The organism is Streptomyces sp. NPDC005262 (assembly GCF_042872425.1).
Classification (GTDB): domain Bacteria; phylum Actinomycetota; class Actinomycetes; order Streptomycetales; family Streptomycetaceae; genus Streptomyces.
Map to the genome: position 1 here is coordinate 220123 of NZ_JBIAKK010000006.1, position 25268 is coordinate 245390.

General features: G+C 70.3%; 24 protein-coding genes and 1 pseudogene. 15 read left to right on the top strand and 10 right to left on the bottom strand.

All coding sequences use genetic code 11. The annotated features are described in order from the left end of the window. On the bottom strand, positions 1-369 hold the full coding sequence (locus tag ACFYP5_RS18050) for a nuclear transport factor 2 family protein (RefSeq protein ID WP_389036618.1): 369 nt from the start codon (positions 367-369) through the stop codon (positions 1-3). 231 nt (positions 370-600) lie between these two features. On the opposite strand from ACFYP5_RS18050, the gene ACFYP5_RS18055 reads away from it, so the two are divergent. Beyond that, positions 601-1509, top strand: a complete 909-nt coding sequence (locus ACFYP5_RS18055) for a DUF2510 domain-containing protein (RefSeq protein WP_389036621.1) — start codon at positions 601-603, stop codon at positions 1507-1509. Positions 1510-1534: 25 nt separating this feature from the next. Here the strand turns inward: ACFYP5_RS18055 and ACFYP5_RS18060 are convergent, their stop codons facing one another. Beyond that, entirely contained in the window at positions 1535-2416 is an 882-nt protein-coding gene (locus ACFYP5_RS18060) for a DMT family transporter (protein WP_389036623.1), read from the bottom strand. A 127-nt stretch (positions 2417-2543) separates the two neighbouring features. On the opposite strand from ACFYP5_RS18060, the gene ACFYP5_RS18065 reads away from it, so the two are divergent. Further along, the gene (locus tag ACFYP5_RS18065; protein ID WP_389036625.1) at positions 2544-3713 is read left to right on the top strand and encodes a winged helix DNA-binding domain-containing protein; all 1170 of its coding nucleotides are present in this window, start codon (positions 2544-2546) and stop codon (positions 3711-3713) included. Positions 3714-3720: 7 nt separating this feature from the next. Here ACFYP5_RS18065 and ACFYP5_RS18070 read toward each other — a convergent pair. Then, positions 3721-3849, bottom strand: a pseudogene (locus tag ACFYP5_RS18070) (LysE family translocator); the annotation flags it as partial. Positions 3850-3971: 122 nt separating this feature from the next. After that, complete coding sequence (locus ACFYP5_RS18075) at positions 3972-4814, bottom strand: response regulator transcription factor (protein WP_389036628.1); 843 nt, start codon at positions 4812-4814, stop codon at positions 3972-3974. 110 nt (positions 4815-4924) lie between these two features. Between ACFYP5_RS18075 and ACFYP5_RS18080 the strand changes: the two genes are divergently transcribed. Continuing rightward, on the top strand, positions 4925-6601 hold the full coding sequence (locus ACFYP5_RS18080; RefSeq protein WP_389036631.1) for an AMP-binding protein: 1677 nt from the start codon (positions 4925-4927) through the stop codon (positions 6599-6601). After that, entirely contained in the window at positions 6598-8211 is a 1614-nt protein-coding gene (locus tag ACFYP5_RS18085) for an AMP-binding protein (RefSeq protein ID WP_389036634.1), read from the top strand. Before ACFYP5_RS18080 ends, ACFYP5_RS18085 begins: the two co-directional genes overlap by 4 nt. 33 nt (positions 8212-8244) lie before the next feature. Here the strand turns inward: ACFYP5_RS18085 and ACFYP5_RS18090 are convergent, their stop codons facing one another. From ACFYP5_RS18090 to ACFYP5_RS18100, 3 genes are all read right to left on the bottom strand, one after another. Beyond that, positions 8245-8487, bottom strand: coding sequence for a hypothetical protein (locus ACFYP5_RS18090; RefSeq protein WP_389036637.1), 243 nt, complete (start codon positions 8485-8487; stop codon positions 8245-8247). 167 nt (positions 8488-8654) lie between these two features. Continuing rightward, positions 8655-9161, bottom strand: coding sequence for a GNAT family N-acetyltransferase (locus tag ACFYP5_RS18095; protein ID WP_389036639.1), 507 nt, complete (start codon positions 9159-9161; stop codon positions 8655-8657). A gap of 28 nt (positions 9162-9189) precedes the next feature. Beyond that, on the bottom strand, positions 9190-9903 hold the full coding sequence (locus ACFYP5_RS18100) for a hypothetical protein (protein ID WP_389036642.1): 714 nt from the start codon (positions 9901-9903) through the stop codon (positions 9190-9192). A 251-nt stretch (positions 9904-10154) separates the two neighbouring features. On the opposite strand from ACFYP5_RS18100, the gene gcl reads away from it, so the two are divergent. The 5 genes from gcl to ACFYP5_RS18125 all read left to right on the top strand — a co-directional run bounded on the left by gcl (position 10155) and on the right by ACFYP5_RS18125 (position 16483). Then, entirely contained in the window at positions 10155-11939 is a 1785-nt protein-coding gene (gene gcl / locus ACFYP5_RS18105) for a glyoxylate carboligase (protein WP_389036645.1), read from the top strand. A 236-nt stretch (positions 11940-12175) separates the two neighbouring features. Then, positions 12176-13165 carry an alpha/beta hydrolase gene (locus ACFYP5_RS18110; RefSeq protein WP_389036647.1) on the top strand — a complete coding sequence of 330 codons (990 nt, stop codon included), beginning with the start codon at positions 12176-12178 and terminating at the stop codon, positions 13163-13165. Beyond that, positions 13158-14321 (top strand): acyltransferase, encoded by a 1164-nt coding sequence (locus tag ACFYP5_RS18115; protein ID WP_389036650.1) that lies wholly within the window; start codon positions 13158-13160, stop codon positions 14319-14321. Before ACFYP5_RS18110 ends, ACFYP5_RS18115 begins: the two co-directional genes overlap by 8 nt. A 189-nt stretch (positions 14322-14510) precedes the next feature. Beyond that, on the top strand, positions 14511-15815 hold the full coding sequence (locus ACFYP5_RS18120) for a sensor histidine kinase (protein ID WP_389036653.1): 1305 nt from the start codon (positions 14511-14513) through the stop codon (positions 15813-15815). After that, positions 15812-16483, top strand: a complete 672-nt coding sequence (locus tag ACFYP5_RS18125) for a response regulator (protein ID WP_389036655.1) — start codon at positions 15812-15814, stop codon at positions 16481-16483. Before ACFYP5_RS18120 ends, ACFYP5_RS18125 begins: the two co-directional genes overlap by 4 nt. A gap of 506 nt (positions 16484-16989) precedes the next feature. On the opposite strand, the gene ACFYP5_RS18130 is transcribed toward ACFYP5_RS18125, so the two are convergent. The 3 genes from ACFYP5_RS18130 to ACFYP5_RS18140 form a co-directional block, all read right to left on the bottom strand. Further along, entirely contained in the window at positions 16990-18447 is a 1458-nt protein-coding gene (locus ACFYP5_RS18130; protein WP_389036657.1) for a catalase, read from the bottom strand. A 196-nt stretch (positions 18448-18643) separates the two neighbouring features. Further along, a complete protein-coding gene (locus ACFYP5_RS18135; protein WP_389036659.1) occupies positions 18644-19543 on the bottom strand; it encodes a 2-hydroxy-3-oxopropionate reductase in 900 nt (299 codons plus the stop codon). 45 nt (positions 19544-19588) lie between these two features. Beyond that, entirely contained in the window at positions 19589-20428 is an 840-nt protein-coding gene (locus ACFYP5_RS18140; protein WP_389036662.1) for a TIM barrel protein, read from the bottom strand. 236 nt (positions 20429-20664) lie between these two features. On the opposite strand from ACFYP5_RS18140, the gene ACFYP5_RS18145 reads away from it, so the two are divergent. The 6 genes from ACFYP5_RS18145 to pucL all read left to right on the top strand — a co-directional run bounded on the left by ACFYP5_RS18145 (position 20665) and on the right by pucL (position 25134). Further along, on the top strand, positions 20665-21861 hold the full coding sequence (locus tag ACFYP5_RS18145) for a lactonase family protein (protein WP_389037063.1): 1197 nt from the start codon (positions 20665-20667) through the stop codon (positions 21859-21861). Between the two features lie 56 nt (positions 21862-21917). After that, a complete protein-coding gene (locus tag ACFYP5_RS18150; RefSeq protein ID WP_078878704.1) occupies positions 21918-22169 on the top strand; it encodes a hypothetical protein in 252 nt (83 codons plus the stop codon). Positions 22170-22222: 53 nt separating this feature from the next. Beyond that, on the top strand, positions 22223-22534 hold the full coding sequence (locus ACFYP5_RS18155) for a helix-turn-helix domain-containing protein (protein ID WP_352305250.1): 312 nt from the start codon (positions 22223-22225) through the stop codon (positions 22532-22534). Positions 22535-23283: 749 nt separating this feature from the next. Continuing rightward, a complete protein-coding gene (uraD, locus tag ACFYP5_RS18160; RefSeq protein ID WP_389036665.1) occupies positions 23284-23793 on the top strand; it encodes a 2-oxo-4-hydroxy-4-carboxy-5-ureidoimidazoline decarboxylase in 510 nt (169 codons plus the stop codon). 5 nt (positions 23794-23798) lie between these two features. Continuing rightward, positions 23799-24203, top strand: coding sequence for a hydroxyisourate hydrolase (gene uraH, locus ACFYP5_RS18165; RefSeq protein WP_389036668.1), 405 nt, complete (start codon positions 23799-23801; stop codon positions 24201-24203). A gap of 7 nt (positions 24204-24210) precedes the next feature. Beyond that, the gene (pucL, locus tag ACFYP5_RS18170; RefSeq protein WP_389036670.1) at positions 24211-25134 is read left to right on the top strand and encodes a factor-independent urate hydroxylase; all 924 of its coding nucleotides are present in this window, start codon (positions 24211-24213) and stop codon (positions 25132-25134) included. Positions 25135-25268: the final 134 nt, after the last annotated feature.

Sequence of the window (25268 nt, forward strand, 5' to 3'; positions counted from 1 at the left end):
TCAGGCGCCGGGGACCCGGTCCAGGAAGCCGTTGACGGAGCTGATGCGCCCGTCGTCGTCGAGGGTGATGACGTCGGACCCGGCGGCGGGCGCCGAACCGTCGGCGGTGGAGACCAGGTCCCAGCTGAAACGGACGATGTCGTGGTGCCCGTCGGGGGTGCCGGTCAGCTGGAACTCGAAGCCCGGGAACTGCTGACGGGCACCACCGATCGCGGTGGCGAGCCCGTCGTGGCCGCGCACGTCCGCCAGCGGGTCGGTATAGGTGGCGTCCTCGGTGAACGCCGCGGCGACGGCCTTGGCGAGGTCCTCGGGGGTCGCTGCGTTCCAGGCGGCGAAGTAGCGCTGGACGGCGTCCTCGTATGCGGTCATCGTGCTGTCCTCTCGTCCCGTCCCGGCCGCGCGGCCGAGCTCCTGTGCTGCTCGTGAGGAACACGATGTCCGACGGCGGAAGAGGCGTCGATTACCTCCCAGGTCATGGTCGAGACCTTCCCGGTCACGGACGGACGGTTCTCGGGCGGGAGCCCCGGGTGGCAGGGGCATGGCCGGATTCGGCGGACCGGTTTCATCTGATTTTCACGGAGGGCCTCTACGGTGGACGTCGTGACCGAGATGAGCCCTCCCGGCTGGCATACGGACCCCGGGTATACAGGAACAGGCCCCGTCCAGGAACGCTGGTGGGACGGGAGCCGGTGGACCGATCAGCTCCGCACGCCGCCCGCGGCCGTCCGGCGCCGCCGGATCCGGATCGGGGTCGGCGTCACCGCCGGCGTGGTGGTCCTCGCCGCGATCGCGGGTGGCGTCCTGATGCTGACCGACGACTCCGGCCGTACGAAGAACACCTCCTCCGACGCCGCGTCGCCGGGGCCCGGTCTCCGCGGCGGGCAGAACGGCCAGGGCGGCCCGGGTGGTCCGGGCGGCGGTGGCCGGAGCGCGGCGCCCGACGAGCAGCAACCGCAACAGCCGCCGTCCGAGGACGGCTATGTGACGGACGTGGTGAGCGGCGTCAGCCTGCCGGTGCCGGACGGCTGGAAGGGGCAGTCGGCCACCGTCGGTGCGTCGGTGAGCACCGGTACCTACACCTGCCCGGCCGACACCTCGCAGAAGTGCGAGCGCGGCGGAGTGTTCGCCGCCCCGGCCCAGGCGCTGAAGATCACGGCGAGGACGGCGGAGGCGGCGGCCAAGGCGGACATCGCCGTCAACGCCAAGGAGTCGTACGGCGGCAAGGCCTACGGCGCCATCAGCTCGCACCAGCAGCTCAAGTCCGAGCCGGTCACCGTCGCCGGACAGCAGGGCTATCTGGTGCGCTGGAAGGTGGTCACGACGAAGGGAGACGACGGGTACGTGCAGTCGCTGGCCCTCCCGTCCCCGCACTCCGCGGACATGCTGGTCGTCGTGCGCTCCGGCTTCGACATCAGCTCCAAGGCGCCTGCGCTCTCGGTGATGGACGAGATCACGAAGGGCATCAAGGCCGCTTCCGGTACAGGGTCGGGATCCGGACGGACCGCCTGAGGAGCCTCGCCTCCCGGCCGGGCCATCACTTCACGCGGGTGCCGTGCGACGGCGGTACGGCGTTGCCGGACGCGAGCGGAGAGCGGGCGAGTTCGACGCAACCCAGGGCGATCAGGGTGAGCGCCGCCAGTTCGGGCAGCAGCCACCAGCCGGTACGCAGATGCTCGCCGAACAGGGTCACGCCGTACAGGATGCTGATCACCGCGTCGCCCAGCGTCAGCATCGGCTGTACGGCGACCAGGGTCCCTGCCTGCAGGGCGTTCTGAAGGAGGAACAGCGATCCCACGCCGGCGACGGCGGTGGCGTACAGCTGCCAGGACGTCACGAGCGCGGCCGCCCCGCCGCCGTCGCCGAGCCGCCCCATGGCATCCTTCATCAGGGCGGCGGTGAGCGCGTACCCGCATGCGGCGGCCAGGCCGAGCAGCGCTCCACGGGGGTTGCCGCGGGTGGACAGTGCTCCGGCGATCAGCGCCGCCTCGAAGATCCCCGTCAGGACCAGCGCCGGGATCCACGCCGCGTCCTGCACCGAGGAACTGCCGCCCCCCGGTGCGGCGGAGGCCATGCCGAGGGCCAGTCCGAACGTCACGGCGGCCACTCCGTACCAGACCCCACGGGGCACCCGGACCTGCATCACGAACCCGGCCAGCAGCAGCGTCGCCGGCAGCTCGATGACGAAGATCGGCTGAACCACCGAGATCGGCCCGGTGGCCAGCGCAGTGGCCTGGCAGACGGCGGCGACGATCACCAGGCCGATCCCGGCCAGCCACACCCTCTGGCGCACCAGATGGCCGATCAGCGACAGACGCATCGCCTCGGTGTCGGGTACCGAGCTGGCGGCGCGGCGTTGCAGCACGGAGGCGGCGCCGTTGCTGAGTGCGGTCAGGATGGCGAACAGGACACTGATCACCGGACCATGATGCGGGCGGTCCGCCCACATTCCCGGGTCCTGCCGTCCTCGGTGCGGCGGGCCGGGGAGAGGAGGGATGCGCAGTCGCGGACGGAAGATGTCCGCAAGCCCGCGTAGCGTGCCGTTCATGGCCGCGAAGACGCACTCCGCCGCACCCGCCTCGCCCTCCGTGCTCCCGCCCCGCGCACTGGGCCGCGCCACCCTGGCGCGCCAACTGCTCCTGCGCCGGAGTCCGATGTCCGCGAAGGACGCCGTCGGGCATCTCGTCGGGCTCCAGGCACAGAACACCAAGCCGCCCTACCACCAGCTCTTCGCCCGGCTCGAAGACTTCGAACCCGCCGAACTCTCCGGGCTGATGGAGTCCCGCGAGGTGGTCCGTATCGTCACCCTGCGATCCACCATCCACACGCACACCGCCGAAGACGCGCTCACTCTGCGTCCGTTGGTCCAGCCGGCCCGTGACCGGGAGCTGAAGATGTTCCGCAACGGGCTCGTCGGTGTGGATCCGGACCGGCTCGCGGCGCTCGGCAGGGAGCTTGTCGAGGAACGGCCCCGTACCCCGAAGGAGATCCGCGAGGCGCTGCTCGCCGAGTGGCCGGACGCCGACCCGCAGGCCCTGACCGTGGCAGCCCGCTGCGTCCTGCCCCTGGTCCAGGTCACCCCGCGCGGGCTGTGGGGCCGCAGCGGCCAGGTCGCTCTGACCACCGCGGAGCACTGGCTCGGCCGGCCGGCGGAGCCGACGCCCACACCCGACGCGACCGTGCTGCGCTACCTCGGGGCGTTCGGCCCCGCCTCCGTGCAGGACATGCAGATGTGGGCGGGGCTGACCCGGCTGCGGGAAGCCTTCGAACGGCTGCGGCCGCAGCTGATCACCTTCCGCGACGAGAACGGCGTCGAGCTCTTCGACCTGCCGGACGCCCCGCGCCCCGACGCGGACACCCCTGCCCCGCCGCGCTTCCTGCCCGAGTTCGACAACGTGCTGCTCGGCCACGCCGACCGTACGCGCGTCATCCCCCCGCGGTACCGGGGACGCAACGGGAACGGCAACCAGGCGTACGGAACCGTGCTGGTCGACGGGTTCCTCGCCGCGATCTGGCGATTCGGCGCGCCCGGCACGAAGTCCGGCGGGAAGCTCGGCGGCGGAGGGACCGTCACCGTGCAGGAGCTGGGGAAGCTCAGCCGGGCCGAGCGCGACGCCGTCACGGAGGAGGGCCTGCGGATGCTCGCCACGATGGCGCCCGTGCAAGGGCCCGCGCACGACATCCGGTTCGCGCCGTTCATCGACTTCGGGCAGTGAGGCGGGTTCAGCCGGCGCGGCCCGCCGCCACCGTCACGCCGAGGCCGATCATCGCGAAGCCACCCGCCCCGCCGATCAACGACAGCCGCCGCTCCGACCGGGCGAACCAGCTGCGGGCGGCCGAGGCGCCGACCCCCAGAGCGTGACCATGTCCGTCACCCCCTCGGCCCCGCCGCTACGGCAGAAGCCGGCGCTGACGTCAGGCACGCGACCAGGAGCGGCCGGCGAACGCGGCGGAGTCGCCATGCGCCGCTCGGTCTACGGCAGCAGCCCCGCCCGGCGCGCGGCGACCACGGCTTCCAGCCGGGTGTGCGCGCCCAGCTTCCGCATCGCCGAGCGCAGATACCCCTTCACCGTCTCCGGTCGAAGGCCCAGCCGGCCGGCCGCCACAGCGTTGGTCGCACCCGACGCCACACAGGCGAGGACATCGACCTCGCGCGGCGCCAGCATCACCTCACGGGCGTGTGACTCCTGCGCCCCGGACGCCGAGGCCAGCCGGGCACACACCGAGAGCAGTTCCTCGCGCAGCGCCGGGTCGGCCACCTTGGGGGCGAGCGCGCGCAGTTCGCGGTGGGCCTCGCGGACGTCCTCCCAGGCCCCCGGAGCGGCCCGGGGATCGGTCACCTGGTCCTGGGTGACGGACAGGAGCTGCTGCACCTCGTCCCGTACGACAAGGGCCTGCTCCACGTCGCGGGCCGCCGCGACTGCCGCGTCGAACGTACGGTCCCCGAGGGTGAGCGGCTCACGCAGCGCCCCGTACAGCACGCCCCGTACCCTCCGGCGTACGACGACGGGCACCGCGACCACCGAGCGCAGGCCCTCCGCGGCGACCGCGGTGTCGTACTCGTGGCTGATGTGCCGCGACGACGGGTAGTCAGTCACCGCGCACGGCCGCGACAGGGCGATCGACTTGCCGCCGAGCCCGCTGCCGGCCGATATGACGAGCCCGCGCAGCGCGGTGGTCTGCGCACCGTTGAGTTCCACGATCCTGGCGTGGCGCGGGTCCGAGAGCAGTCCGCCGAACGTGACGGGCAGTCCGCTCGTCCGGCGCAGCCGCAGCAGCGCCGCTTGTATCTCGACCGTATCGACCGGTTCCGGCACGCTGTCGCCTCTCTGCCCCGCCCTCTGTACCCCCGTTCGGGGGTGGTGAGACCTGGGTCACTGTTTTCATGATGTTAAGTGACCGGTCCGGTCCGCAATGAGGAGGGCACATGTCGGCAACGAACGCGACGGAAACGTTTCGGGCCGCCCGGGACTTTCTGCTGCAGCACCGCGAGGACTACGCGGCGGCCTACGAGGGTTTCCGCTGGCCCCGGGCCGACCATTTCAACTGGGCGCTGGACTGGTTCGACGTCATCGCCGAGAACAACGACCGCACCGCTCTGCACATCGTGGAGGCGGACGGCCGGCGCACCGAGGTGTCCTTCGCCCGGATGTCCGCCCGCTCCAACCAGGCGGCGAACTGGCTGCGTGCCCAGGGGGTGCGCGCCGGGGACCGGATCCTCGTCATGCTGGGCAACCAGGTCGAGCTGTGGGAGACGGCCCTCGCCGCGATGAAGCTGCGCGCCGTTGTCATCCCCGCCACCCCGCTCCTCGGCCCCGTCGATCTGCGTGACCGGGTGGACCGCGGCCGGGTCCGGCATGTGATCGTGCGGGACGCGGACGCCGAGAAGTTCGACGAGGTGCCCGGGGACTACACCCGGCTCGCCGTCGGTGGCGAGGTCGAGGGCTGGCAGTCGTACACGGGCGCCGACGAGCAGCCGGAGAGCTTCGAGGCGGACCGGGAGACCGACGCCGACGAACCGCTGATGCTGTACTTCACGTCCGGCACGACCGCCAGCCCCAAGCTGGTCGAGCACACCCATGTCTCGTACCCGGTGGGCCACCTGTCGACGATGTACTGGATCGGCCTCCGGCCCGGAGACGTCCACCTCAACATCTCCTCGCCGGGCTGGGCCAAGCACGCCTGGTCGAACCTCTTCGCGCCGTGGAGCGCCGAGGCGACCGTCTTCATCTTCAACTACACCCGGTTCGACGCGGGGCGGCTGATGGCCGAGATGGACCGCTCGGGCGTCACCAGCTTCTGTGCCCCGCCCACCGTCTGGCGGATGCTGATCCAGGCCGACCTCTCCCAGCTGAGGATCCCGCCGCGCGAGGTCGTCGCCGCGGGCGAGCCGCTGAACCCCGAGGTCATCGAGACGGTCAGGCGCGCGTGGGGCGTCACCATCCGGGACGGATTCGGCCAGACCGAGACCGCCGTCCAGGTCGCCAACACTCCCGGCCAGCTGCTGAAGTCCGGTTCCATGGGGCGGCCGAGCCCCGGCTTCAAGGTCGAGCTCCTTGACCCGGTCACCGGCCGGCCCGGCGCGACGGAAGGCGAGATCTCCCTCGATCTGTCGGACCGACCGGTCGGCCTGATGACCGGATACCACGGCGACCCGGACCGTACCGCCGAGGCGATGGCGGGCGGCTACTACCGCACCGGCGACATCGGCTCCCGCGACGAGGACGGCTACATCACCTATGTCGGCCGCGCCGACGACGTCTTCAAGGCATCCGACTACAAGATCTCGCCGTTCGAGCTGGAGAGCGCCCTGCTGGAGCACGAGGCGGTCGCCGAGGCCGCGGTCGTGCCCGCGCCCGATCCGGTCCGGCTCGCGGTCCCGAAGGCGTACGTCGTGCTCGCGGAAGGCTGGGAGCCCGGCCCTGACACAGCGAAGGTGCTGTTCGCGCACTCGAGGGCGGTGCTGGCCCCGTACAAGCGGATCCGCCGGCTGGAATTCGCCGAACTGCCGAAGACCGTGTCCGGCAAGATCCGCCGGATCGAGCTGCGCGAGCGTACGGCCGAGGGCGTCGGCACCGAATTCGACGAGGGGGACCTGCGATGAGCGGACGGACCGGCCTTTCCTACGCGCACGGCACCGGCACCACGGCCCTGCTCGGCGACACCATCGGGCGCAACCTCGACCGGGCGATCGAGGCGTACCCGGAGCGTGAGGCGCTTGTCGACGTCGCCTCGGGGCGACGCTGGACGTACGCGGAATTCGGCGCCGCCGTCGACGAGTTGGCGCGCGCTCTGATGGGCTCCGGAGTGGCGAAGGGCGACCGCGTCGGCATCTGGGCGATCAACTGCCCCGAGTGGGTGCTCGTCCAGTACGCCACCGCCCGCATCGGCGCGATCATGGTCAACATCAACCCGGCCTACCGGGCGCACGAGCTGGAGTATGTGCTCGGCCAGGCCGGGATCTCCCTCCTGATCTCCTCGCTCTCCCACCGCACCAGCGACTACCGCGCCCTCGTCGGCCAGGTCCGGGCCAACTGCCCCGCCCTGCGCGCCGTGCACTACATCGGCGATCCGTCCTGGGACGGGCTGACGGCTGCGGCCGCAGCCGTCACCGCCGGACAACTGGCGGCCAGGGAAGCCGGGCTCTCCTGCGACGATCCGATCAACATCCAGTACACCTCGGGCACGACGGGTTTCCCGAAGGGCGCCACCCTCTCGCACCACAACATCCTCAACAACGGCTATTTCGTGGGGGAGATGGTCGCCTACACGGAAGAGGACCGGGTCTGTCTGCCCGTTCCCTTCTACCACTGCTTCGGCATGGTGATGGGCAACCTCGGCATCACCTCGCACGGTGCCTGCATCGTGATCCCGGCCCCGGCCTTCGAGCCGGCCGCCGTCCTTGCGGCGGTCCAGGCGGAGCGCTGCACCTCGCTCTACGGCGTCCCCACCATGTTCATCGCGGAGCTGAACCACCCGGACTTCGCCTCGTACGACCTCTCCTCGCTGCGTACCGGGATCATGGCGGGATCACCCTGCCCGGTGGAGGTCATGAAGCGGGTCGTCGCCGAGATGCACATGGACGAGGTGTCCATCTGCTACGGCATGACGGAGACCTCCCCGGTCTCCACCCAGACCCGCCGCGACGACGACCTGGAGCGACGCACCGGAACGGTGGGCCGGGTGATGCCGCACATCGAGGTGAAGGTCGTCGACCCGGCGACGGGCGTGACGTTGGAGCGCGGCACGGCGGGCGAGCTCTGCACCCGCGGCTACAGCGTGATGCTCGGCTACTGGGAGCAGCCCGAGCGGACCGCGGAAGTGATCGACGCGGGGCGCTGGATGCACACCGGTGACCTCGCGGTGATGCGCGAGGACGGCTACGTACAGATCGTCGGTCGCATCAAGGACATGATCATCCGCGGTGGCGAGAACGTGTACCCGCGGGAGATCGAGGAGTTCCTCTACGGCCATCCGAAGATTGCCGACGTGCAGGTCGTGGGCGTACCGGACGAGACGTACGGCGAGGAGATCCTGGCCTGCGTCATCCCCAGGGACCCGGCGCAGCCGCCGACCCTGGAAGATGTGACGGAGTACTGCCGTGAGCAGCTGGCGCACTACAAGATTCCGCGACGGCTGCAGATCCTGGAGACCTTCCCGATGACGGTGAGCGGGAAGGTCCGGAAGATCGAACTGCGGGAGAACTACGGGTAGGGGACCCGGCGGGAGCGGCGCCGAGGGGCGTTGTCAGGCGGCTTCGATGATGTCGCCGGCAGCGCCCCGAGTGGCCGCCGCCCATTCGATGAGCAGCACCTCGTAGGCCGCGGACTCCACGGAGGACCAGTCCTGGCCGGCTCGTGCGTCCACGAGCGCACGTATCGCCTCGTTCGCCTCGACGGCGGACGGGTGAGTCGGCTGTGCGGACTGTCCGACGCTCTGTGCGGTGTTTCTCGGGGCGATAGGTGGTGAGAGTCGTGGAGTTAAGACCATGCGCACCACTGTAAGGCCGCCCACTGACAGCGACCGAACATTTGTGGCCGTAGGACCGAACGTGACCGATTGCACTCGCTGTTGCCGGCCGGTTCCACTGCGACGTCAGGGAGTGTGTCCGGGTCCGGCGCCGGGCCGCGCGGAAGCACCCGAATCGTGTCGCCGTGTCAGAGTTCGCGTCGCATGCAGACCCTTGGCCAGCGGTCCAGGCCGTGTTCGGCCTCCTCCGCCCTGATCTTCCGCAGTCCGTCGGTGAGTTCGGCCTCCGTGAGCGTGCGGAAGCCGAGGCGCGTGTAGTACGGCGCGTTCCACGGGACGTGCGAGAAGGTGGTGAGGGTGAGGGCTTCGAACCGCTGCTCGCCCGCCCAGAGGGCGAGGTGGTCGATGAGCGCCCTGCCGAGGCCGCGCCGTGCGACGGACGGATGGACCGAGACCTGCTCGACATGGGCAGCGCCGTCGACCGGGTCGGCGATCAGGTAGCCGACCGGACGGTCGTCGGCGTCCGCGGCCACCCAGGCGCGGCCGGCCCTGCGGTATTCGTCCAGCAGGTCGAGAGGCGGCGGGTCGTCGTCCGCGACGGCGGACATGGCGAGGGTGCGGAAGGGTTCGCCGGCGGCGCGCTCGATCTCCTGGAGCAGGGGGAGATCCGAGCGGCGGGCGGGACGGATGCGCATGCCGCCAGTATGGCGCTCGGTACGGAGGTCAGGCGCCGGTGGAGAGCAGTTCGTCCGCCGGGCCGTTGACCGGCTGCGGGGTCCCGGTGAGGTCCATCACGAAGAGCGGGATGCAGAGACCGTCCGCTCGCTCCCTGGCGTCCTGCGCATAGCCCGCCAGCGAGAAGAAGACGCTGGTCACCGAGGCGTTCAAGCTGTTCAGCCAGAGGCATTCGACATCGCGCAGGGTGGTCGGCCGGGTGGTCGAGTCGACCTGGGCGATCAGCCCGGCGGCGCGCAGATCGATCCGGGACGACGGGCGTTCCGCGGGCTGTACGACGTCGCGGTAGCCCAGCCACCGCAGATACATCGCGGCGGCGGTGACCGCGTCGCGGCCGGTCCGGATCGTCATCGGCCGGAACGCCGGGCGGGGCGCAGCCGCCGTCCGCGGCAGCGGGATGTGGGTGGGCAGGGTCCCGGCGTCCAGGCCGGGCGCGGACGCCGTGGCCGGGCGGACCGGGATCCGCAGCACCGTCCCGCACGGACAGCACAGCTCCGGCTGAGGCCACTGGTCGTGGCGTCCGCAGGTGCGGCAGCGCACGGTCACCCAGTCCTCGTTCCAGGTGCGGTGGGTGATCGGTTCGACCGTCCCGCCGCGCAGCACGGGCGGGGCGACGGGGGTGCCGCACGGGCACGGGTAGACCGGCGTGAGGTAGGCGTGATCGCGGCCGCAGGCCGGGCAGCGTACCGGCACGGACTCCACTGTGGTCTCCCTCCGGCGCTCCCCGGCGCCGCCCCGGGGCCTCCGCGCCCCTTGTCCCCTGTGCTCCGTCCCCATGGTCCACCAAGAGCGAGGCGCGAGGGAGCGACTTGGCGGATTCGCCGGTCTTGACGGCCACTCGGACGCGGCTTAGATTGCTTCCGTATAGCAGAAACAAACTTTCGTAATGCGGAATAGGTGCTCTCAGGTGGCGCGACAGAGCCCGACTCCACCCGTCCGAGCAGGAGTACTCCATGCCTCGAATGACCGCTGCCCGAGCGGCAGTTGAGATCCTCAAGCTGGAAGGCGTCACCAACGCGTTCGGCGTGCCGGGCGCAGCGATCAACCCGTTCTACGCGGCGCTCAAGGCCGGTGGTGGCATCGACCACACGCTCGCCCGCCATGTCGAGGGCGCGTCCCACATGGCCGAGGGCTACACCCGGAGCCGGGCAGGGAACATCGGTGTGTGCATCGGTACGTCGGGGCCCGCCGGGACCGACATGATCACCGGGCTCTACTCGGCGATCGCCGACTCCATCGCGATCCTCTGCATCACCGGCCAGGCGCCGGTGGCCAAGCTCCACAAGGAGGACTTCCAGGCCGTCGACATCGCCTCGATCGCCAAGCCGGTGACCAAGGCCGCGACGACCGTCCTGGAGGCCGCGCAGGTGCCCGGCGTCTTCCAGCAGGCATTCCATCTGATGCGGTCGGGCCGCCCCGGCCCGGTCCTCATCGACCTGCCGATCGACGTCCAGCTGACGGAGATCGAATTCGACCCGGAGACGTACCAGCCGCTGCCCGTCTACAAGCCGGCCGCGTCCCGCGCCCAGATCGAGAAGGCGATCGGGCTCCTGCTCGCATCGGAGCGCCCGGTGATCGTCGCCGGGGGCGGCATCATCAACGCCGACGCCTGCGAACTCCTCGTGGAGTTCGCCGAGCTGACGGGTACCCCGGTCATCCCGACCCTGATGGGCTGGGGCATCCTCGCCGACGACCACGAGCTGAACGCCGGCATGGTCGGCCTGCAGACCTCGCACCGCTACGGCAACGCGAACTTCCTGGAGTCGGACTTCGTCCTGGGCATCGGCAACCGCTGGGCCAACCGGCACACCGGAGACCTGGCCGTCTACACCAACGGCCGTACGTTCGTCCACGTCGACATCGAGCCCACCCAGCTCGGCAAGATCTTCGCGCCGGACCTCGGTATCGCCTCCGACGCCAAGGCCGCGCTGGAGCTCTTCGTCGAAGTGGCGAAGGAGCTCAAGGCCGCCGGCAGGCTGCCGGACCGCAGCGCGTGGGCCGCCTCCACCCAGGACCGCAAGGCCCGGCTGCAGCGACGTACCCACTTCGACAACGTGCCGCTGAAGCCGCAGCGCGTGTACGAGGAGATGAACCGCGCCTTCGGACCGGAGACGCGCTACGTCACCACGATCGGCCTCTCCCAGATCGCGGGCGCGCAGATGCTGCACGTCTACCGGCCGCGCCACTGGATCAACTGCGGCCAGGCCGGTCCGCTCGGCTGGACCATCCCGGCCGCGCTGGGCGTCGCCACCGCCGACCCCGAGGGCCAGGTGGTCGCGCTCTCCGGCGACTACGACTTCCAGTTCATGCTGGAGGAACTGGCGGTCGGCGCACAGCACAACATCCCGTACGTCCATGTCCTGGTGAACAACTCCTACCTGGGGCTGATCCGCCAGGCGCAGCGCAACCTGGACATCAACTTCCAGGTCAACCTGGAGTTCGAGAACATCAACTCCCCGGAGCTGGGCGTCTACGGCGTCGACCACGTCAAGGTCGTCGAGGGCCTGGGCTGCAAGGCGATCCGGGTCACCGAGCCGGACCAGCTGCTGCCGGCGTTCGAGGAGGCCAAGAAGCTGGCCGCCGAGTTCCGGGTCCCGGTGGTGGTCGAGGCGATCCTGGAGCGTGTCACCAACATCTCGATGGGTGCCGCGGGCATCGACGCCATCAACGAGTGGGAGGACATCGCCACCGAACCGGGTCACGCCCCGACCTCGGTCCGCCCCTTCGTCGCGAGCTGACCACCCTCTCCTCTGCCGCCTGTGCGGGGGCGGACCGCCGGAACCCGGTGGTCCGCCCCCACACGTGTGTCCGGGCCTCGCGAAAGCGCCAACTCCCCCTACCCGTAGTACTTCAGGGTTACCGGGAAGGTGACCTCCCCGGGTGGACGCCGACCACGAGGTCCGCTCCCTAGCTTCTGTACCGGAAGCACCACTGACCGACTCCACGGACATCCGGTACGGAAGGAACATCCCTCATGGCGCCCAGCCCGCCCAGGAGCCGTCCGCGCAGGAACCTTCCGCGCGCCGTCCGGACGCTGCTCGCCTCCCTCGTCATCGCCGCGGTCGCCGTGCCCATGGCGGGTGCGGCTCGGCCCTCCGCCGTCCCGGCGCCGGCCCCGGCCCCTCTTGCCCCGCTGCGTGCTGCGACCGCCGCGGACCTCGCCGCCCGGTACGCCGTCAACCGCGGCTCCGTCCTCGCGGCCGAGCGGATGGCCACCCGCCACGGCGACGGCAAGCGGGCCGCAGCGCTGCGCGGTCTCGCCGACCCGGCGCGCCACTTCTTCTCCTTCGACGGCCGCGACGGTGGCCGCAGCGTCGAGGTCTTCGGCGACCTCTCCAGGGCGCGCCGGATCGCCGTACTGGTCCCGGGGGCGGGCATCAGCCTCGACCGGTACTGGCGGCTGCGGGCCGGCGCCGTCGCCCTGCGCCACGAGATGGGCGAGGGGGCAGCGGTCATCGGCTGGCTCGGCTACGAAACGCCGGACACGGTGAGCGGGGCGTCGGTGACCACGGGCCGGGCCGACGGCGCCGCCACCGAACTGCGTACGTTTCTCGCCGAGTTGAAGCGTGCCGAGCCGACAGCCCGGACCTCGCTGCTCTGCCACTCCTACGGGTCCGTCGTCTGTGCCGAGGCAGCGCCAGGGCTGGCGGTCGCGGACATCGTCCTGTACGGCAGCCCCGGCACCGGCGTCGACAACGTCGCCGCACTCCACACCCCGGCCACGGTCTGGGCAGGCCGGGGCCGCGACGACTGGATCGCCGAGGTGCCCCACGTACAGCTTCGGCTGCCGTTCGTCACCCTCGGGTTCGGAACGGACCCGGTCTCCCCGGAGTTCGGTGCCCGGCGCTTCGCGGCGGGCGACGGCGGCCACAGCGACTACCTGAAGGCCGGCTCCTCATCGCTGGAGAACATCGCCCGGATCGTCTCCGGCCGGGCCCCTGCCGAGGAGGGCCGTCATGCGTGAACTCGTCCGCAGGATCGACGCCGCCACCCCGCCCGACCGCGACCGCGCCGTCGACGCCCTGCGCGCCCTCGCCATTCTGGGCGTGGTGCTCGGCCACTGGCTGGTGACCGCCCTGATCGCCGACACCGGCACGGTGCGTGCCGCGAGCCCCCTCCAGCACATGCCCGAATTGACCCCGGTCTCCTGGCTCTTCCAGACACTCGCGGTGTTCTTCCTGGTGGGCGGCCAGGTCGGGGCGAAGAGTTACGCCTGCGCCCGCGCCCGCGGCACCACGTACGGGAAGTGGCTCGGCGCCCGTACGATCCGGCTGTTCAGGCCGGTCGCCGCCGTGCTGGTGGTGTGGGCCGTGATCGCGGGCGTGCTGCTCGCCTCCGGGGTGGGCACGGAAACCGTGCACGCGCTGCTCAAACTGGTGCTGTCACCGCTCTGGTTCCTGCTGGTCTTCGCGGTGCTGACGGCGGCGACCCCGCTGGTGGCGAAGCTTCATCCGCTGTGGCCGCTCGCCGTCGTGCTGCATGTCGACCTGATCCGGTTCGGGCTGGACGGTCCCGCCGGGCTCGGCTGGATCAACGTGGCGGCCGGCTGGATGGTCCCGTACTGCCTGGGCGCGAGCTGGGCCCGCGGCGGCCTGCGGAGCCGGTCGACCGGATGGGCCCTGCTGCTCGTCGGCGCCGCCACCAGCGCCGCACTCGTACTGTGGGCCGGCTACCCGGCGTCCATGGTCGGTGTGCCCGGCTCCAGGATCTCCAACCTCGACCCGCCCACCCTCGCGGCCGTCACCTTCGGCCTCGCCCAGTGCGGCGCGGCCCGGCTGATGCTCGGCCCGCTGCGACGAGTCCTGCGACGCCCCGCGGCCTGGGCGGCGGTGGCACTGGTCAACCTCTCCGCGATGACCGTGTTCCTCTGGCACCAGACCGCGATGATGGCGGTCACCGCCGTCGGACTCCTCGCGGGCGAGGCGTTGCCCGGTCTGCACACCGTGCCCAGTGACTCCGGCTGGGTGTTCGCACGGCTGGCCTGGCTGCCGGCCTTCGCCGTGGCGCTGCTGGTGTGCTGGGCGGCGTTCCGCAAGTACGAGGAGGGGCGGCCACGGAAAAGCGGCCGTATCGTCCGTGAGGGGCGTCCTGCCCGGGAGTCGGTGATGCGCCGTGCCTAAGGACTGTCCCGTCACCCCTGGCGGGCGCACGACGACAGCTACGGCACCTCGCTGCGTTGTCGGAACGCCCGAATACGACCGGTATGAGCCCGTCCCTCCGCCTTGCGATGCACCGCATCCGACGCCGCGCGCTGATCGACCAGGGATAACGGGACAGTCCGTAGTCTGGACCGGACGAGGGGGTCAGTGGTGAGGGACGGAAAGCGGTTGAGGGCCGCGCTGCGGAGGGCCCCGCGCGCGTTGTTCGAGGATCTGACGGCGCCCGCCGATCCGCTGCCGGCGATGGGGGAGCCCGGATGGCCGGTCTGGCGTCCGGTGTTCGCGATGGCGCTGGTCATCGGCGCCGTGTTCCTCACCGCGTTCCACATGACCCAGCTGAGCCCGGCCGACGGTGGCTCCATTCCCCCGTACGCGGTGCTGCTGGGCATGGTGCAGGGCGCGGCGCTCGTCGCCGGGATGTTCCGCCCGGTGGCGGCCTGGTGGGTGTCGACGATCGTCCTGGCGGTCACCGTGCGGCTCTCGGAGCCCGACATCAGCAGGGACCTGCTCTTTCCCTGGACCGTCCCCGGGTTGATCCTCCTGGGCGGAGCGCTGTTCCTGCTCGCGCTGCGGGTGCGGCCACGCCGCGCGGCCGTCGCGGTGGCGATCACCCTTCTCTCCGGGCCGGTGTGCACCGCCTTCACCACAGGGCACAACTACGACATCTTGCGCGGAGCGCCGTTTCTGATCGCAGCCGTGGTTCTCGGCACCGCCCTGCGGGGGCTGCGGGTGACCCGTAGTCAACTGGTCGTCCAGGAGGAACTGACCGCCGGGGAGCGGGCCCGGCGCACCCTGCTGGAGGAGCGCAACCGGATCGCCCGCGAGCTGCACGACGTGGTCGCCCACCACATGTCGGTGATCTCCATCCAGGCGCAGGTCGCCCCGCACCTCGTCGAGAACCCGTCCGACGAACTCAGGGAGAACCTCGCCGGCATCCGTCAGAACGCTGTCGAGGCGCTCACCGAACTACGCCATGTGCTCGGCGTTCTGCGTTCCGAGGACGCCCTTTCGAAGGGGGCGAGCCACACCCCGCAGCCCACTCTCGACCGCCTGGACGAATTGCTGGCCAATGTGCGCGGCGCCGGGCTCGTGGTCACCACCGTCACCGCCGGCGCGGCGCGCCCGCTGCCGCCGAGTGTCGAACTGTCGGCGTTCCGGATCGTCCAGGAGGCACTCAGCAACGCGATGCGGCACGCGCCCGGTGCCCAGGTGCGGGTGGAGACGGCGTACGGGACGGCCGGGCTCACCGTCCGGATCACCAACACCGCGCCGGACGGACCCGCCGCGCCGTCGCGGGGCATGGGTCACGGACTGCTCGGAATGCGCGAACGCGCCGCGATGCTGGGCGGCGAACTCGTCACCGGACGGACCCCGGACGGCGGCTACGAGGTCACGGCTATCCTGCCGGTGAGCGCCCCTGACCTGGCCGCCTTACCTGCTGAGGACACACTGTGACGAGCATCCGCGTACTGATCGCCGACGACCAGGTGATGGTCCGGCAGGGTTTTACGGTGCTGCTCGACGCCGAACCCGGCATCGAGGTCGTGGGTCAGGCGGTGGACGGCCTGGACGCCGTCTCCAAGGTCGCCGAACTCGCCCCGGACGTCGTCCTGATGGATGTCCGGATGCCCGTGCTCGGCGGTATCGAGGCGACCCGTCGCATCACGTCACCGTACGACGCACAGGTCAAGGTGCTCATCCTGACCACCTTCGATCTCGACGAGTACGTGTACGAGGCGTTGCGCGCGGGCGCGTCCGGCTTTCTGCTCAAGGACGCTTCGGTGGAGGAACTGGCCCATGCGGTCAGGGTGGTGGCGGCCGGTGACGCGCTGCTCGCCCCGAACATCACCAAGCGGCTGATCGCCGAGTTCTCCCGGATGACCGCCGCTCCCAGGGCTCCGCTCAGGGAGCGCGTCGGCGATCTGACGGAACGTGAGACGGAGGTGCTGTCCCTGATCGCGCAGGGGCTGTCGAACGCGGAGATCGCCACGCGCCTGGTGGTGGCCGAGCAGACGGCGAAGACCCATGTGAGCCGGATCCTGGCCAAGCTGGGGCTGCGCGACCGGACCCAGGCGGCGGTCTTCGCGTACGAGACGGGCCTCGTCCGCCCGGCCGGTTACTGACGCACACACGCAAAGGGCTGTCCCGTAATCCCTGGTGGATCGGCCCGCGGCGTCCGATGCGGTGCATCGCAAGGCGGAGGGACATCCTCATACTGGACGTATTCGGGCGTTCCGACAATGGGGCGAGGTGCCGTAGCTGTCGTCGCGCGCCCGCCAGGGATTACAGGACAGCCCTAAGGGCGGGGAGCCCGGGACCGTCCGTACTCGCCGCCCTGCAAGAGGGTGGTGACCGCCCGACGGCGAGAGGCCGGCGCGACCGTTTCGTTCGCGCCGCCGGGCGGAGTCCTGTGTGCGGGTTGTGCCGGGACCGCAGCGGCGGGCGACGGGCGGCCGGGCCCGCTCTCTCAGGTCGAGAGCGGCGGACGGCTGCCTTCACCACCGCACTGGCTCGCACGCCGCCGCGGTCCTCAGTGACGTCCGTCCCGCCGGATACCCCTCAGGGCCGGCCGGACGGACAGCGCAAGGGAAATGACCTCCCGTCAGATCCTCTGCGCGGTATCGGTGTTCTAGTCCTCGCGCAGCGCGCTGACCGCTTCCTCGACGCGCTTGCCGTACTCGGCGTCCGCGGCGTGGAAGTGAGCGAGGTTCTTCTCGATCACGTCGTCGCGGGTGACCTGGGAGAGGCCTCCGGCGATGTTGGCGACCAGGCGGCTCCTCTCGTCCTCGGACATCAGCCGGTAGAGCTCGCCCGCCTGGAAGAAGTCGTCGTCCTTGGTGTGGGCGGGCGCCGCGTGGGTGCCGGTCCAGCCGTGGACGGCGAGCGGCGCCGAGAGCGCCGCCTCGGTCTGGGCGGGACCCGCGTACGAGTTGGGCTCGTAGTTCTTGTCGTGCCGCGCCCCGTTGCGGGTGGCGTGCAGACCGTCGCGGCCGTAGTTGTGGACGACGGCGGTCCGCGGCGCGTTCACCGGGAGTTGGGTGTGGTTGACGCCGAGCCGGTAGCGGTGCGCGTCGGCGTAGGCGAACAGGCGGCCCTGCAGCATCTTGTCCGGGGACGGCCCGATGCCCGGCACGAAGTTGTTCGGGGAGAAGGCGGCCTGCTCGACCTCGGCGAACACATTGTCCGGGTTGCGGTCCAGGACCAGCCGGCCCACCCGCTGCAGCGGGTAGTCGCTGTGCGGCCACACCTTGGTGAGGTCGAACGGGTTGAAACGGTAGTCCGCGGCCTCGGCGGCCGGCATGACCTGCACGTACAGGGTCCAGGACGGGTTCACGCCCCGCTCGATGGCCTGCAGCAGATCCGTCTGGTGGGAGTTGCCGTCCCTGCCCGCGAGTTCGGCGGCCTGCTCGCTGGAGAGGGAGCGCACACCCTGGTTCGTCTTGAAGTGGTACTTGACGAAGAAGGCATCGCCCTCGGCGTTCGTCCACTGGTAGGTGTGCGAGCCGTAGCCGTTCATGTGACGGTACGAGGCGGGGATGCCGCGGTCGCCCATCAGCCAGGTCACCTGGTGGGTCGCCTCCGGGGCGTGCGCCCAGAAGTCCCAGACGTTGTCCGGCTCCTGACGGCCCGTGAACGGGTCGCGCTTCTGCGAGTGGATGAAGTCGGGGAACTTGATCGGGTCCTTGATGAAGAACACCGGGGTGTTGTTGCCGACCAGGTCGTAATTGCCTTCGTCCGTGTAGAACTTGAGGGCGAAGCCGCGCGGATCGCGTACGGCGTCGGCGCCGCCCAGCGAATCGGCGACCGTCGAGAACCGGATGAAGGTCTCGGTGCGCTTGCCGACGGCCGAGAGGAAGTCGGCACGGGTGAAGCCGGTGACGTCGTCGGTGACCTCGAAGTAGCCGTACGCGCCGGAGCCCCGGGCGTGGACCACGCGCTCCGGAATGCGCTCCCGGTTGAAGCGCGCGAGCTTCTCCAGCAGGTGCTGGTCCTGAAGGAGGATCGGGCCACCGACGCCTGCGGTGGTGGAGTTCTGGTTGTCGGCGACCGGGGCGCCTGACTCGGTCGTAAGCACACGCTGCGTCATGGTGTCGGGGCGACCTTCCGTACGGGAGTTGCTGAACTGCGACGCCCTGGGGGCTCCAGGAGCGTAAGTACGCTCCGAACCGAACGTCAACAGTTTGTTGAAATTGAGAGAGGGGTGTTCCGGATGGTGTCGACGCCTGGGCGCGACAGGACAGGTGTCGGCGCCGACACCATCCGGAAGTCTGGGGGCGGGCCGGTCAGGCCTGGACGGGCTGACCCGAGAGGCGCTCGACCGCGCGCAGCAGCGCCGAGTGGTCCAAGCCGCCGTCGCCCTGTGCGCGCAACGAGGCGACGAGTTGAGCGACCACGGCGCCGACGGGCAGCGCGGCACCGACATTGCGGGCGGCGTCGGTGACGATGCCCATGTCCTTGTGGTGCAGATCGATCCGGAAGCCCGGGGCGAAGTCCCGCTTGAGGAAGTTGTCCTTCTTGCGGGTCAGCACGGTCGAGCCGGCCAGCCCGCCGTTCAGCACGTCGAGCGCGGCGGAGAGGTCCACCCCGGACTTCTCCAGGAAGACGACGGCCTCGGCGCAGGCCTGGATGTTGACCGCGACGATCAGCTGGTTGGCGGCCTTCACGGTCTGGCCGGAGCCGTGCGGACCGCAGAGCACGATGGTCCTGCCGAGCGTCTGGAGGATCGGCTGCGCGGCGTCGAAATCGGCCTGCTCGCCGCCGACCATGATCGACAAGACCGCTTCGATCGCTCCGGCCTCGCCACCGGACACCGGGGCGTCCAGTACGCGGATACCCCGGTCCTTCGCGTTCTTCGCGAGGTCCACCGAGGTCTGCGGGGTGATCGAGGACATGTCGATCAGCAGGGCCCCGGACCTCGCGTTCTCCAGGATGCCGTCGGGGCCGTACGCGATGGCCTCGACCTGCGGGGAGGCCGGCACCATCGTGATCACGACATCGGCGTCCCGGACCGCCTCGGCGATCGAGCCCGCACCGTTCCCGCCGGCGGCGACCAGCCGGTCGATCTTGTCCTGCTCCAGGGTGTGACCGGTGACGTCGTAACCGGCCTTGATCAGGTTCTCGGACATGGGGGAGCCCATGATGCCGAGTCCGATCCACGCGACCTTGGGGAGGTTGTTGCTCATGAGGGTGCCTTCCTGAAAACGTGTGAACGAGGGGGGCCGACGCCCTCAGCGGGCCGCGCGCGCCTCGGCGGGAAGCCAGTCGAAGGACTCGGAGCTCGGTCGGTCGCCCGCCTTGTACTCCAGGCCGACCCAGCCGTCGTAACCGGCCTTCGTCAGCTCGTCGAGAAGTTGCTCGAGCGGCAGCGAGCCGGTGCCGGGCGCACCGCGCCCCGGGTTGTCGGCGATCTGGACGTGGCCGGTCTTCCCGGCGTACGCGGCAATCACCTGGCTGAGGTCCTCGCCGTTCATCGACAGGTGGTACAGGTCCAGCAGGAACCTGGCGTTGCCGAGGCCCGTCGCGGAGTTGACCTTGTCGACGACCTCGATCCCGGCCGGTGCGCTCACCAGCGGGTAGCGCGGCGACTCCGGCTTGTTCAGGGTCTCGATCAGCAGGACCGCCCCGATCCGGTCGGCCGCGCGGGCGGCCAGGACCAGGTTCTCCAGGGCGAGTTCGTCCTGCACGGCCGGGTCCACGCCGTCGACGCGGTTGCCGTAGAGCGCGTTCAGCGCCTTGCAGCCGACCGAGGCGGCGAAGCCGGCCGCCACGTCGATATTGGCGCGGAACCGGTCCGACTCCGCGCCGGGCACGGAGAGTGCGCCACGGTCGGGGCCGGGCAGCTGTCCGGCGTAGAAGTTCAGCCCCACCAGCTGCGTGCCCGCGTCGTCGAGCGCCTTCTTGAGGGCGTCGAGTTCGGTCTGCGGCGGGGTGGGGGTCTCGATCCAGGGCCACCACAGCTCGACCGCCGTGAAGCCCGCGGCGGCGGCGGCCGCGGGGCGCTCCAGGAGCGGGAGTTCCGTGAAGAGGATCGAAAGGTTCACATCGAAGCGCTGGTCCGGGTGTCCCATGAGGTCAGGCGCTCCTTCCGTATTGCGGAAGTTAGTTTCTGCTTAACGGAAGATTGCATGGCTGATGGGAGGGCTGTCAAGAGGGGGTCCGTACATCGGGCCGCCGGGGGCGATGCGCTCCGCCCTGTGCCTGGCGGTTGCGGAGGATGCAACCGGAATTGCGCCACTTGCGGCTTCGGTCGGGGCGGGAGAGTGTGGCTGACATGTCCGACGCAGCCGACCCCGAGGTGCCGCGCATGACGACCCGCACCAGCCGACGCACGCTTCTCGGAGCGCTCCTGGCGGGCGCCGCAGTCTCCTTCTCGCCCGCCCCGCCCCCGACGGCCGGCCCGACGGCCGGCCCGGACGCACCGGCTGCCCGTGACCGCAGGACCGGGACGCTCTTCCTGGGGACGTACACCTCGACCGCCGGAGGGGGTAAGGGGATCGGCGTCGCCGAGTACGACGTGGCTTCCGGGGAGATCGCCGGACGCACCACGATCACCGGCGTCGACAACCCCTCGTACCTCGCCCTGCACCCCTCGGGCACCACGCTGTACGCCGTCGACGAGCAGGAACAGGGCGGTGTGACGGCCGTTGCGCTCGCTTCGGACGGAACGTTCCGGGTGCTCGGCACCCGCTCCACCGCCGGCGCCGGCCCCTGCCATCTCTCGGTCCACCCGAGCGGCCGGTGGCTGCTGAGCGCCAACTACACCTCGGGCAGCGTCGCCGTGCACCCGATCGCGGCCGACGGTTCGCTGGGCGAGCGCACCGACCTGGTCGTCCATACGGCCCCGGCCCCCGGCCCCGGCCAGGACGGGCCGCATGCCCACCAGATCGTCACCGCCCCCGACGGCGGCCATGTCCTCGCCGTCGACCTGGGAAACGACACCGTCTACACGTACCGGCTCGACACGCGCCGGGGCACTCTCCGGCAGCTCTCCTATGCCACGCTGCGGCCGGGCGCGGGGCCGCGCCACCTCACCTTCCACCCGAGCGGCCGCTTCGCCTACCTCGCCTGCGAGGTCGACAACACCGTCGTCGTCTGCGGTTACGACCCCGCCACCGGCGCCGTGACCCCGGGGGCCGGGCAGTCCACCGGAACCGGATCCGGCACCAGCTATCCCGCCCAGCTCCTGGTCACCGGCGACGGCCGCTTCGCCTACCTCGCCAACCGAGGCCACAACAGCCTGACGCGCTATGCCGTCGAGGCCGACGGGGCCGCGCTGCGGCTGATCGACACGGTGCCGGTGGGCGGTGACTTCCCTCGGCAGATCGCCTTCTCACCGGACGGGGCGCTGCTCTTCGCCGCCAATCAGCGGTCCGGCACAGTGACGGTCTTCGACGTCGACCGGGCGGACGGCGGCCTGCGCCTCACCGGAACCCCGTTCGCCGCCCCGATGGCCGCCTGTGTGCTGCCGCTCCCGCCGTCGGGCCCGGCGGCGGTCCGTTAGGGTCGGGGCCGAGCCGCGGGCCCCCGGGTGCACGGCGAGCAGATGAGGGAGGCACAGTGCGCTTGAGAGTGGAGTTCACCACCGAGCCGTTCGATCTCGACGAGGCACCCGCACACGCGGTGGTGGCCCGCGAGGTCATCCAGTCGGCCGAACTGGACGCCGTGGACGTCGGCCCCTTCGGCAATACGGCGGAGGGCGGCGCGGACGCGGTGCTCACCGCGGTGGACTCCCTGCTTCGAAAGGCCCTGGCGTCGGGTGCCACCCGGATATCGCTCCAGGTCAACGTCGTCGGGGAGGACTCGAAGTGACCGAACCCGCGGACCACCCCCTCGTCACCGCGGTCAAGCCGCTCGTCGACGCCATGGGCGCCGAGCTGGTCGGGCCCGAGCAGGCACGGGCCGACGACGTGGTGCTGGCCTGGGAGGGCGAGGACGTCATAGCCGTACGCCTGCCGCAGCTGTCGGACTCGCTCGACCACATCCTGGCCGCCATGGAGCGACAGCACGGGATGCCACTCGCCGACCTGGACCGGAAGACGAAGCAGGCGGTCGTGCGGACCCTGGAGGCGCGCGGTGCCTTCTCCGTACGGCATGGCGTGGAGACGGTGGCGGGGGCCCTGGGTGTCAGCCGCTTCACCGTCTACAACTATCTCAACCGGGAGAAGGACGCCTGATGTGGAAGCGACATCCACACGGGTGAAAGGCTTGCGACTCGTAGAACCGCAGATCACCCCACATCTTGTCCCCTCAAGGTTCGGATGTGGAGTGATCTCGACGGATGTGGACGGCCGACATCCGAACCGTCCGGCAGCCGCTGCCGACTTCGGGTAGGCCTTCCCTGCGGGGTTCAGTAGCGCAGCACCGCGGCGATCCGGTCGTGTTCGGTGAGGCGGTCGTCGGGGAGGAAGACCACCTCGGTGCCGTGGTCCAGGGCGGTCTCGACGAGTTCGTCGACGATGTCCTCGCGAACGCCGGCCTCCCAGCCGCCCTCTGGTTCGCCGCCCAGCGGGGTGAGGTGGCCATCGGTCAGCCGAACGGTGGGTTGGAAGTGCTCCTCGACGGCGATGATCGCGGCACGCCCGGCGTTGGCAGCTTCCCAGACCTCATCCAGCCCGGCGGCGAAGGTTCGCCGACTGCGGGCATAGCGGCCTGGGGCCGGTCGGGGGGCATCGCCGCGTCAGGGCGCCGGCGCACCGTCTGGTCACACCGAGGCGAAGCATGTATCCCAATCGGGAAAATGCCGCCAAAGGTGAGTAGCGGAGCGAAGTGGCGCACAAGCGCTTGGAAGGCCGTTGTCAGGATCGTCCGGCGACGGACATTTCTGTTCGGGGAATTTCAACAAAGTGTTGACGTGGTGTTGCGGAAGGCGTTAGCTATCCGCAGCCCGACCAACGCACAGCGAAGAACAGCCACGGAGGTTCCCGTGACTTCGAGCTCCACACCGGGCCTCGCCCGGTTCAACATCCTGGCGGACGACGAGGCCATCACCGCGTTGCACGAGGTGTGTGCCAGCGGGGCATGGGGAAGAGCGATCCTCTCCCGGCGCCCGTACGCCACCGCAGAAGCCCTCCTCTCCGCCAGTGACGCCGCCACGGCCGAGCTGACCGAGGACGAACTAGCCGACGCGATGGCCGGACACCCCCCGATCGGCCGCCCGAAGCCCGGGGACCCCACCTCCTCACGCGAACAGCGGGGGATGGCCGGCGCCACCGAGGAACTCAAGGCCGAGATGCTCGAACTGAACCTGGACTACCAGGCGCGGTTCGGACACGTCTTCCTGATCTGCGCCACCGGCGCCACCGGTGAGCAGATGCGCGACGCGGTGAAGTCCCGGATCGGGAACTCGCCCGAGCAGGAGCGCGAGATCGTGCGCACCGAACTGGGCAAGATCAACCGCATCCGGCTGACCCGCCTCGTGACAGAAGGAGAGTGACGGTCTTGCGTACCGACACCACCGCATCGGTGTCCACACACATCCTGGACACCAGTATCGGCCGCCCTGCCGAAGCCGTCCCCGTCTCGCTCGCCGTCCGCAGCGGCGGCGACGCGCAGTGGGTGACGCTCGGTGGCTCCGCGACCGATGCGGACGGGCGATGCAAGGACCTGCCGGCGCTGCCGGAGGGCACCACCCACGTACGGCTCGACTTCGAAACCGAGACGTACTTCTCCGAAGAGCACAGTTCCAAGAAGCAAGCCGAGGCGCAGCAGGACGCCCCCCGCGTAAGGGACAGCGGCGCGTTCTTCCCGGAGGTGGCGATCACCTTCGCCGTCGATCCGGGCGAGCACTATCACGTACCGCTGCTGCTCAACCCGTTCGGCTACTCCGTTTACCGAGGGAGCTAGCACCGACATGCCCACGATTCTCGGCCAGAACCAGTACGGCAAAGCAGAGAACCGCGTCGTCAGGATCACGCGGGACGGGGACACCCACCACATCAAGGACCTGAACGTCTCGGTCGCCCTCTCGGGCGACATGGGGGACGTCCACTACTCCGGCTCCAACGCCAACGTCCTGCCGACCGACACCACCAAGAACACGGTGTACGCGTTCGCCAAGGAGCACGGCATCGAGTCCGCCGAGCAGTTCGGCATCCACCTCGCCCGCCACTTCGTGACGTCGCAGGAGCCGATCAAGACCGCTCGGATCCGGATCGAGGAGTACGCCTGGGAGCGCATCGCCGGCTCCGAAGGCAACTCGCAGTTCATCGGCGCCGACGAGGTCAAGCACTCCTTCGTCCGCAAGGGCCAGGAGACGCGCACCACCCAGATCACCTTCGACGGCGAGAAGTGGCAGGTCATCTCGGGTCTCAAGGACCTCGTGGTGATGAACTCCACCAGCTCCGAGTTCTGGGGCTATGTCAAGGACAAGTACACGACGCTCAAGGAGGCGTACGACCGCATCCTCGCGACCGAGGTGTCCGCCAAGTGGCGGTACAACTGGACCAGCGACGACGCGCGCATGCCGAACTGGGAGAAGTCCTACGAGCAGACGCGCAAGCACATGCTCCAGGCCTTCGCCGAGACGTACTCCCTCTCGCTGCAGCAGACGCTCTACCAGATGGGTTCGCGGATCATCAACAGTCGCAGCGAGGTGGACGAGATCCGCTTCTCGCTGCCGAACAAGCATCACTTCCTGGTGGACCTGGAACCGTTCGGCCTCAAGAACGACAACGAGGTCTACTTCGCCGCGGACCGCCCGTACGGCCTGATCGAGGCCACCGTGCTGCGCGACGGCACGGAGCCGCAGATCCCGGTCGACATGACCAACCTCTGACACGGCGCGGAACCGGTCCCCGTCCGCCGACGGGCGGGGACCGGCCGGACCGGAGGGAACCCCCATGGCACAGCACGCAACGAGGCCGGCCAGAAGGCTCGTGCACCGCATCAGCGGAGAGCACCGCGCATCCG

Bases quoted from the DNA above. Each gene is read 5' to 3' on its own strand.
- ACFYP5_RS18050 (WP_389036618.1), bottom strand. From the start codon at position 369: ATGACCGCATACGAGGACGCCGTCCAGCGCTACTTCGCCGCCTGGAAC.
- ACFYP5_RS18065 (WP_389036625.1), top strand. From the start codon at position 2,544: ATGGCCGCGAAGACGCACTCCGCCGCACCCGCCTCGCCCTCCGTGCTC.
- ACFYP5_RS18080 (WP_389036631.1), top strand. From the start codon at position 4,925: ATGTCGGCAACGAACGCGACGGAAACGTTTCGGGCCGCCCGGGACTTT.
- ACFYP5_RS18085 (WP_389036634.1), top strand. From the start codon at position 6,598: ATGAGCGGACGGACCGGCCTTTCCTACGCGCACGGCACCGGCACCACG.
- ACFYP5_RS18090 (WP_389036637.1), bottom strand. From the start codon at position 8,487: ATGGTCTTAACTCCACGACTCTCACCACCTATCGCCCCGAGAAACACC.
- ACFYP5_RS18095 (WP_389036639.1), bottom strand. From the start codon at position 9,161: ATGCGCATCCGTCCCGCCCGCCGCTCGGATCTCCCCCTGCTCCAGGAG.
- gcl (WP_389036645.1), top strand. From the start codon at position 10,155: ATGCCTCGAATGACCGCTGCCCGAGCGGCAGTTGAGATCCTCAAGCTG.
- ACFYP5_RS18110 (WP_389036647.1), top strand. From the start codon at position 12,176: ATGGCGCCCAGCCCGCCCAGGAGCCGTCCGCGCAGGAACCTTCCGCGC.
- ACFYP5_RS18115 (WP_389036650.1), top strand. From the start codon at position 13,158: ATGCGTGAACTCGTCCGCAGGATCGACGCCGCCACCCCGCCCGACCGC.
- ACFYP5_RS18130 (WP_389036657.1), bottom strand. From the start codon at position 18,447: ATGACGCAGCGTGTGCTTACGACCGAGTCAGGCGCCCCGGTCGCCGAC.
- ACFYP5_RS18135 (WP_389036659.1), bottom strand. From the start codon at position 19,543: ATGAGCAACAACCTCCCCAAGGTCGCGTGGATCGGACTCGGCATCATG.
- ACFYP5_RS18140 (WP_389036662.1), bottom strand. From the start codon at position 20,428: ATGGGACACCCGGACCAGCGCTTCGATGTGAACCTTTCGATCCTCTTC.
- ACFYP5_RS18145 (WP_389037063.1), top strand. From the start codon at position 20,665: ATGACGACCCGCACCAGCCGACGCACGCTTCTCGGAGCGCTCCTGGCG.
- ACFYP5_RS18155 (WP_352305250.1), top strand. From the start codon at position 22,223: ATGGGCGCCGAGCTGGTCGGGCCCGAGCAGGCACGGGCCGACGACGTG.
- pucL (WP_389036670.1), top strand. From the start codon at position 24,211: ATGCCCACGATTCTCGGCCAGAACCAGTACGGCAAAGCAGAGAACCGC.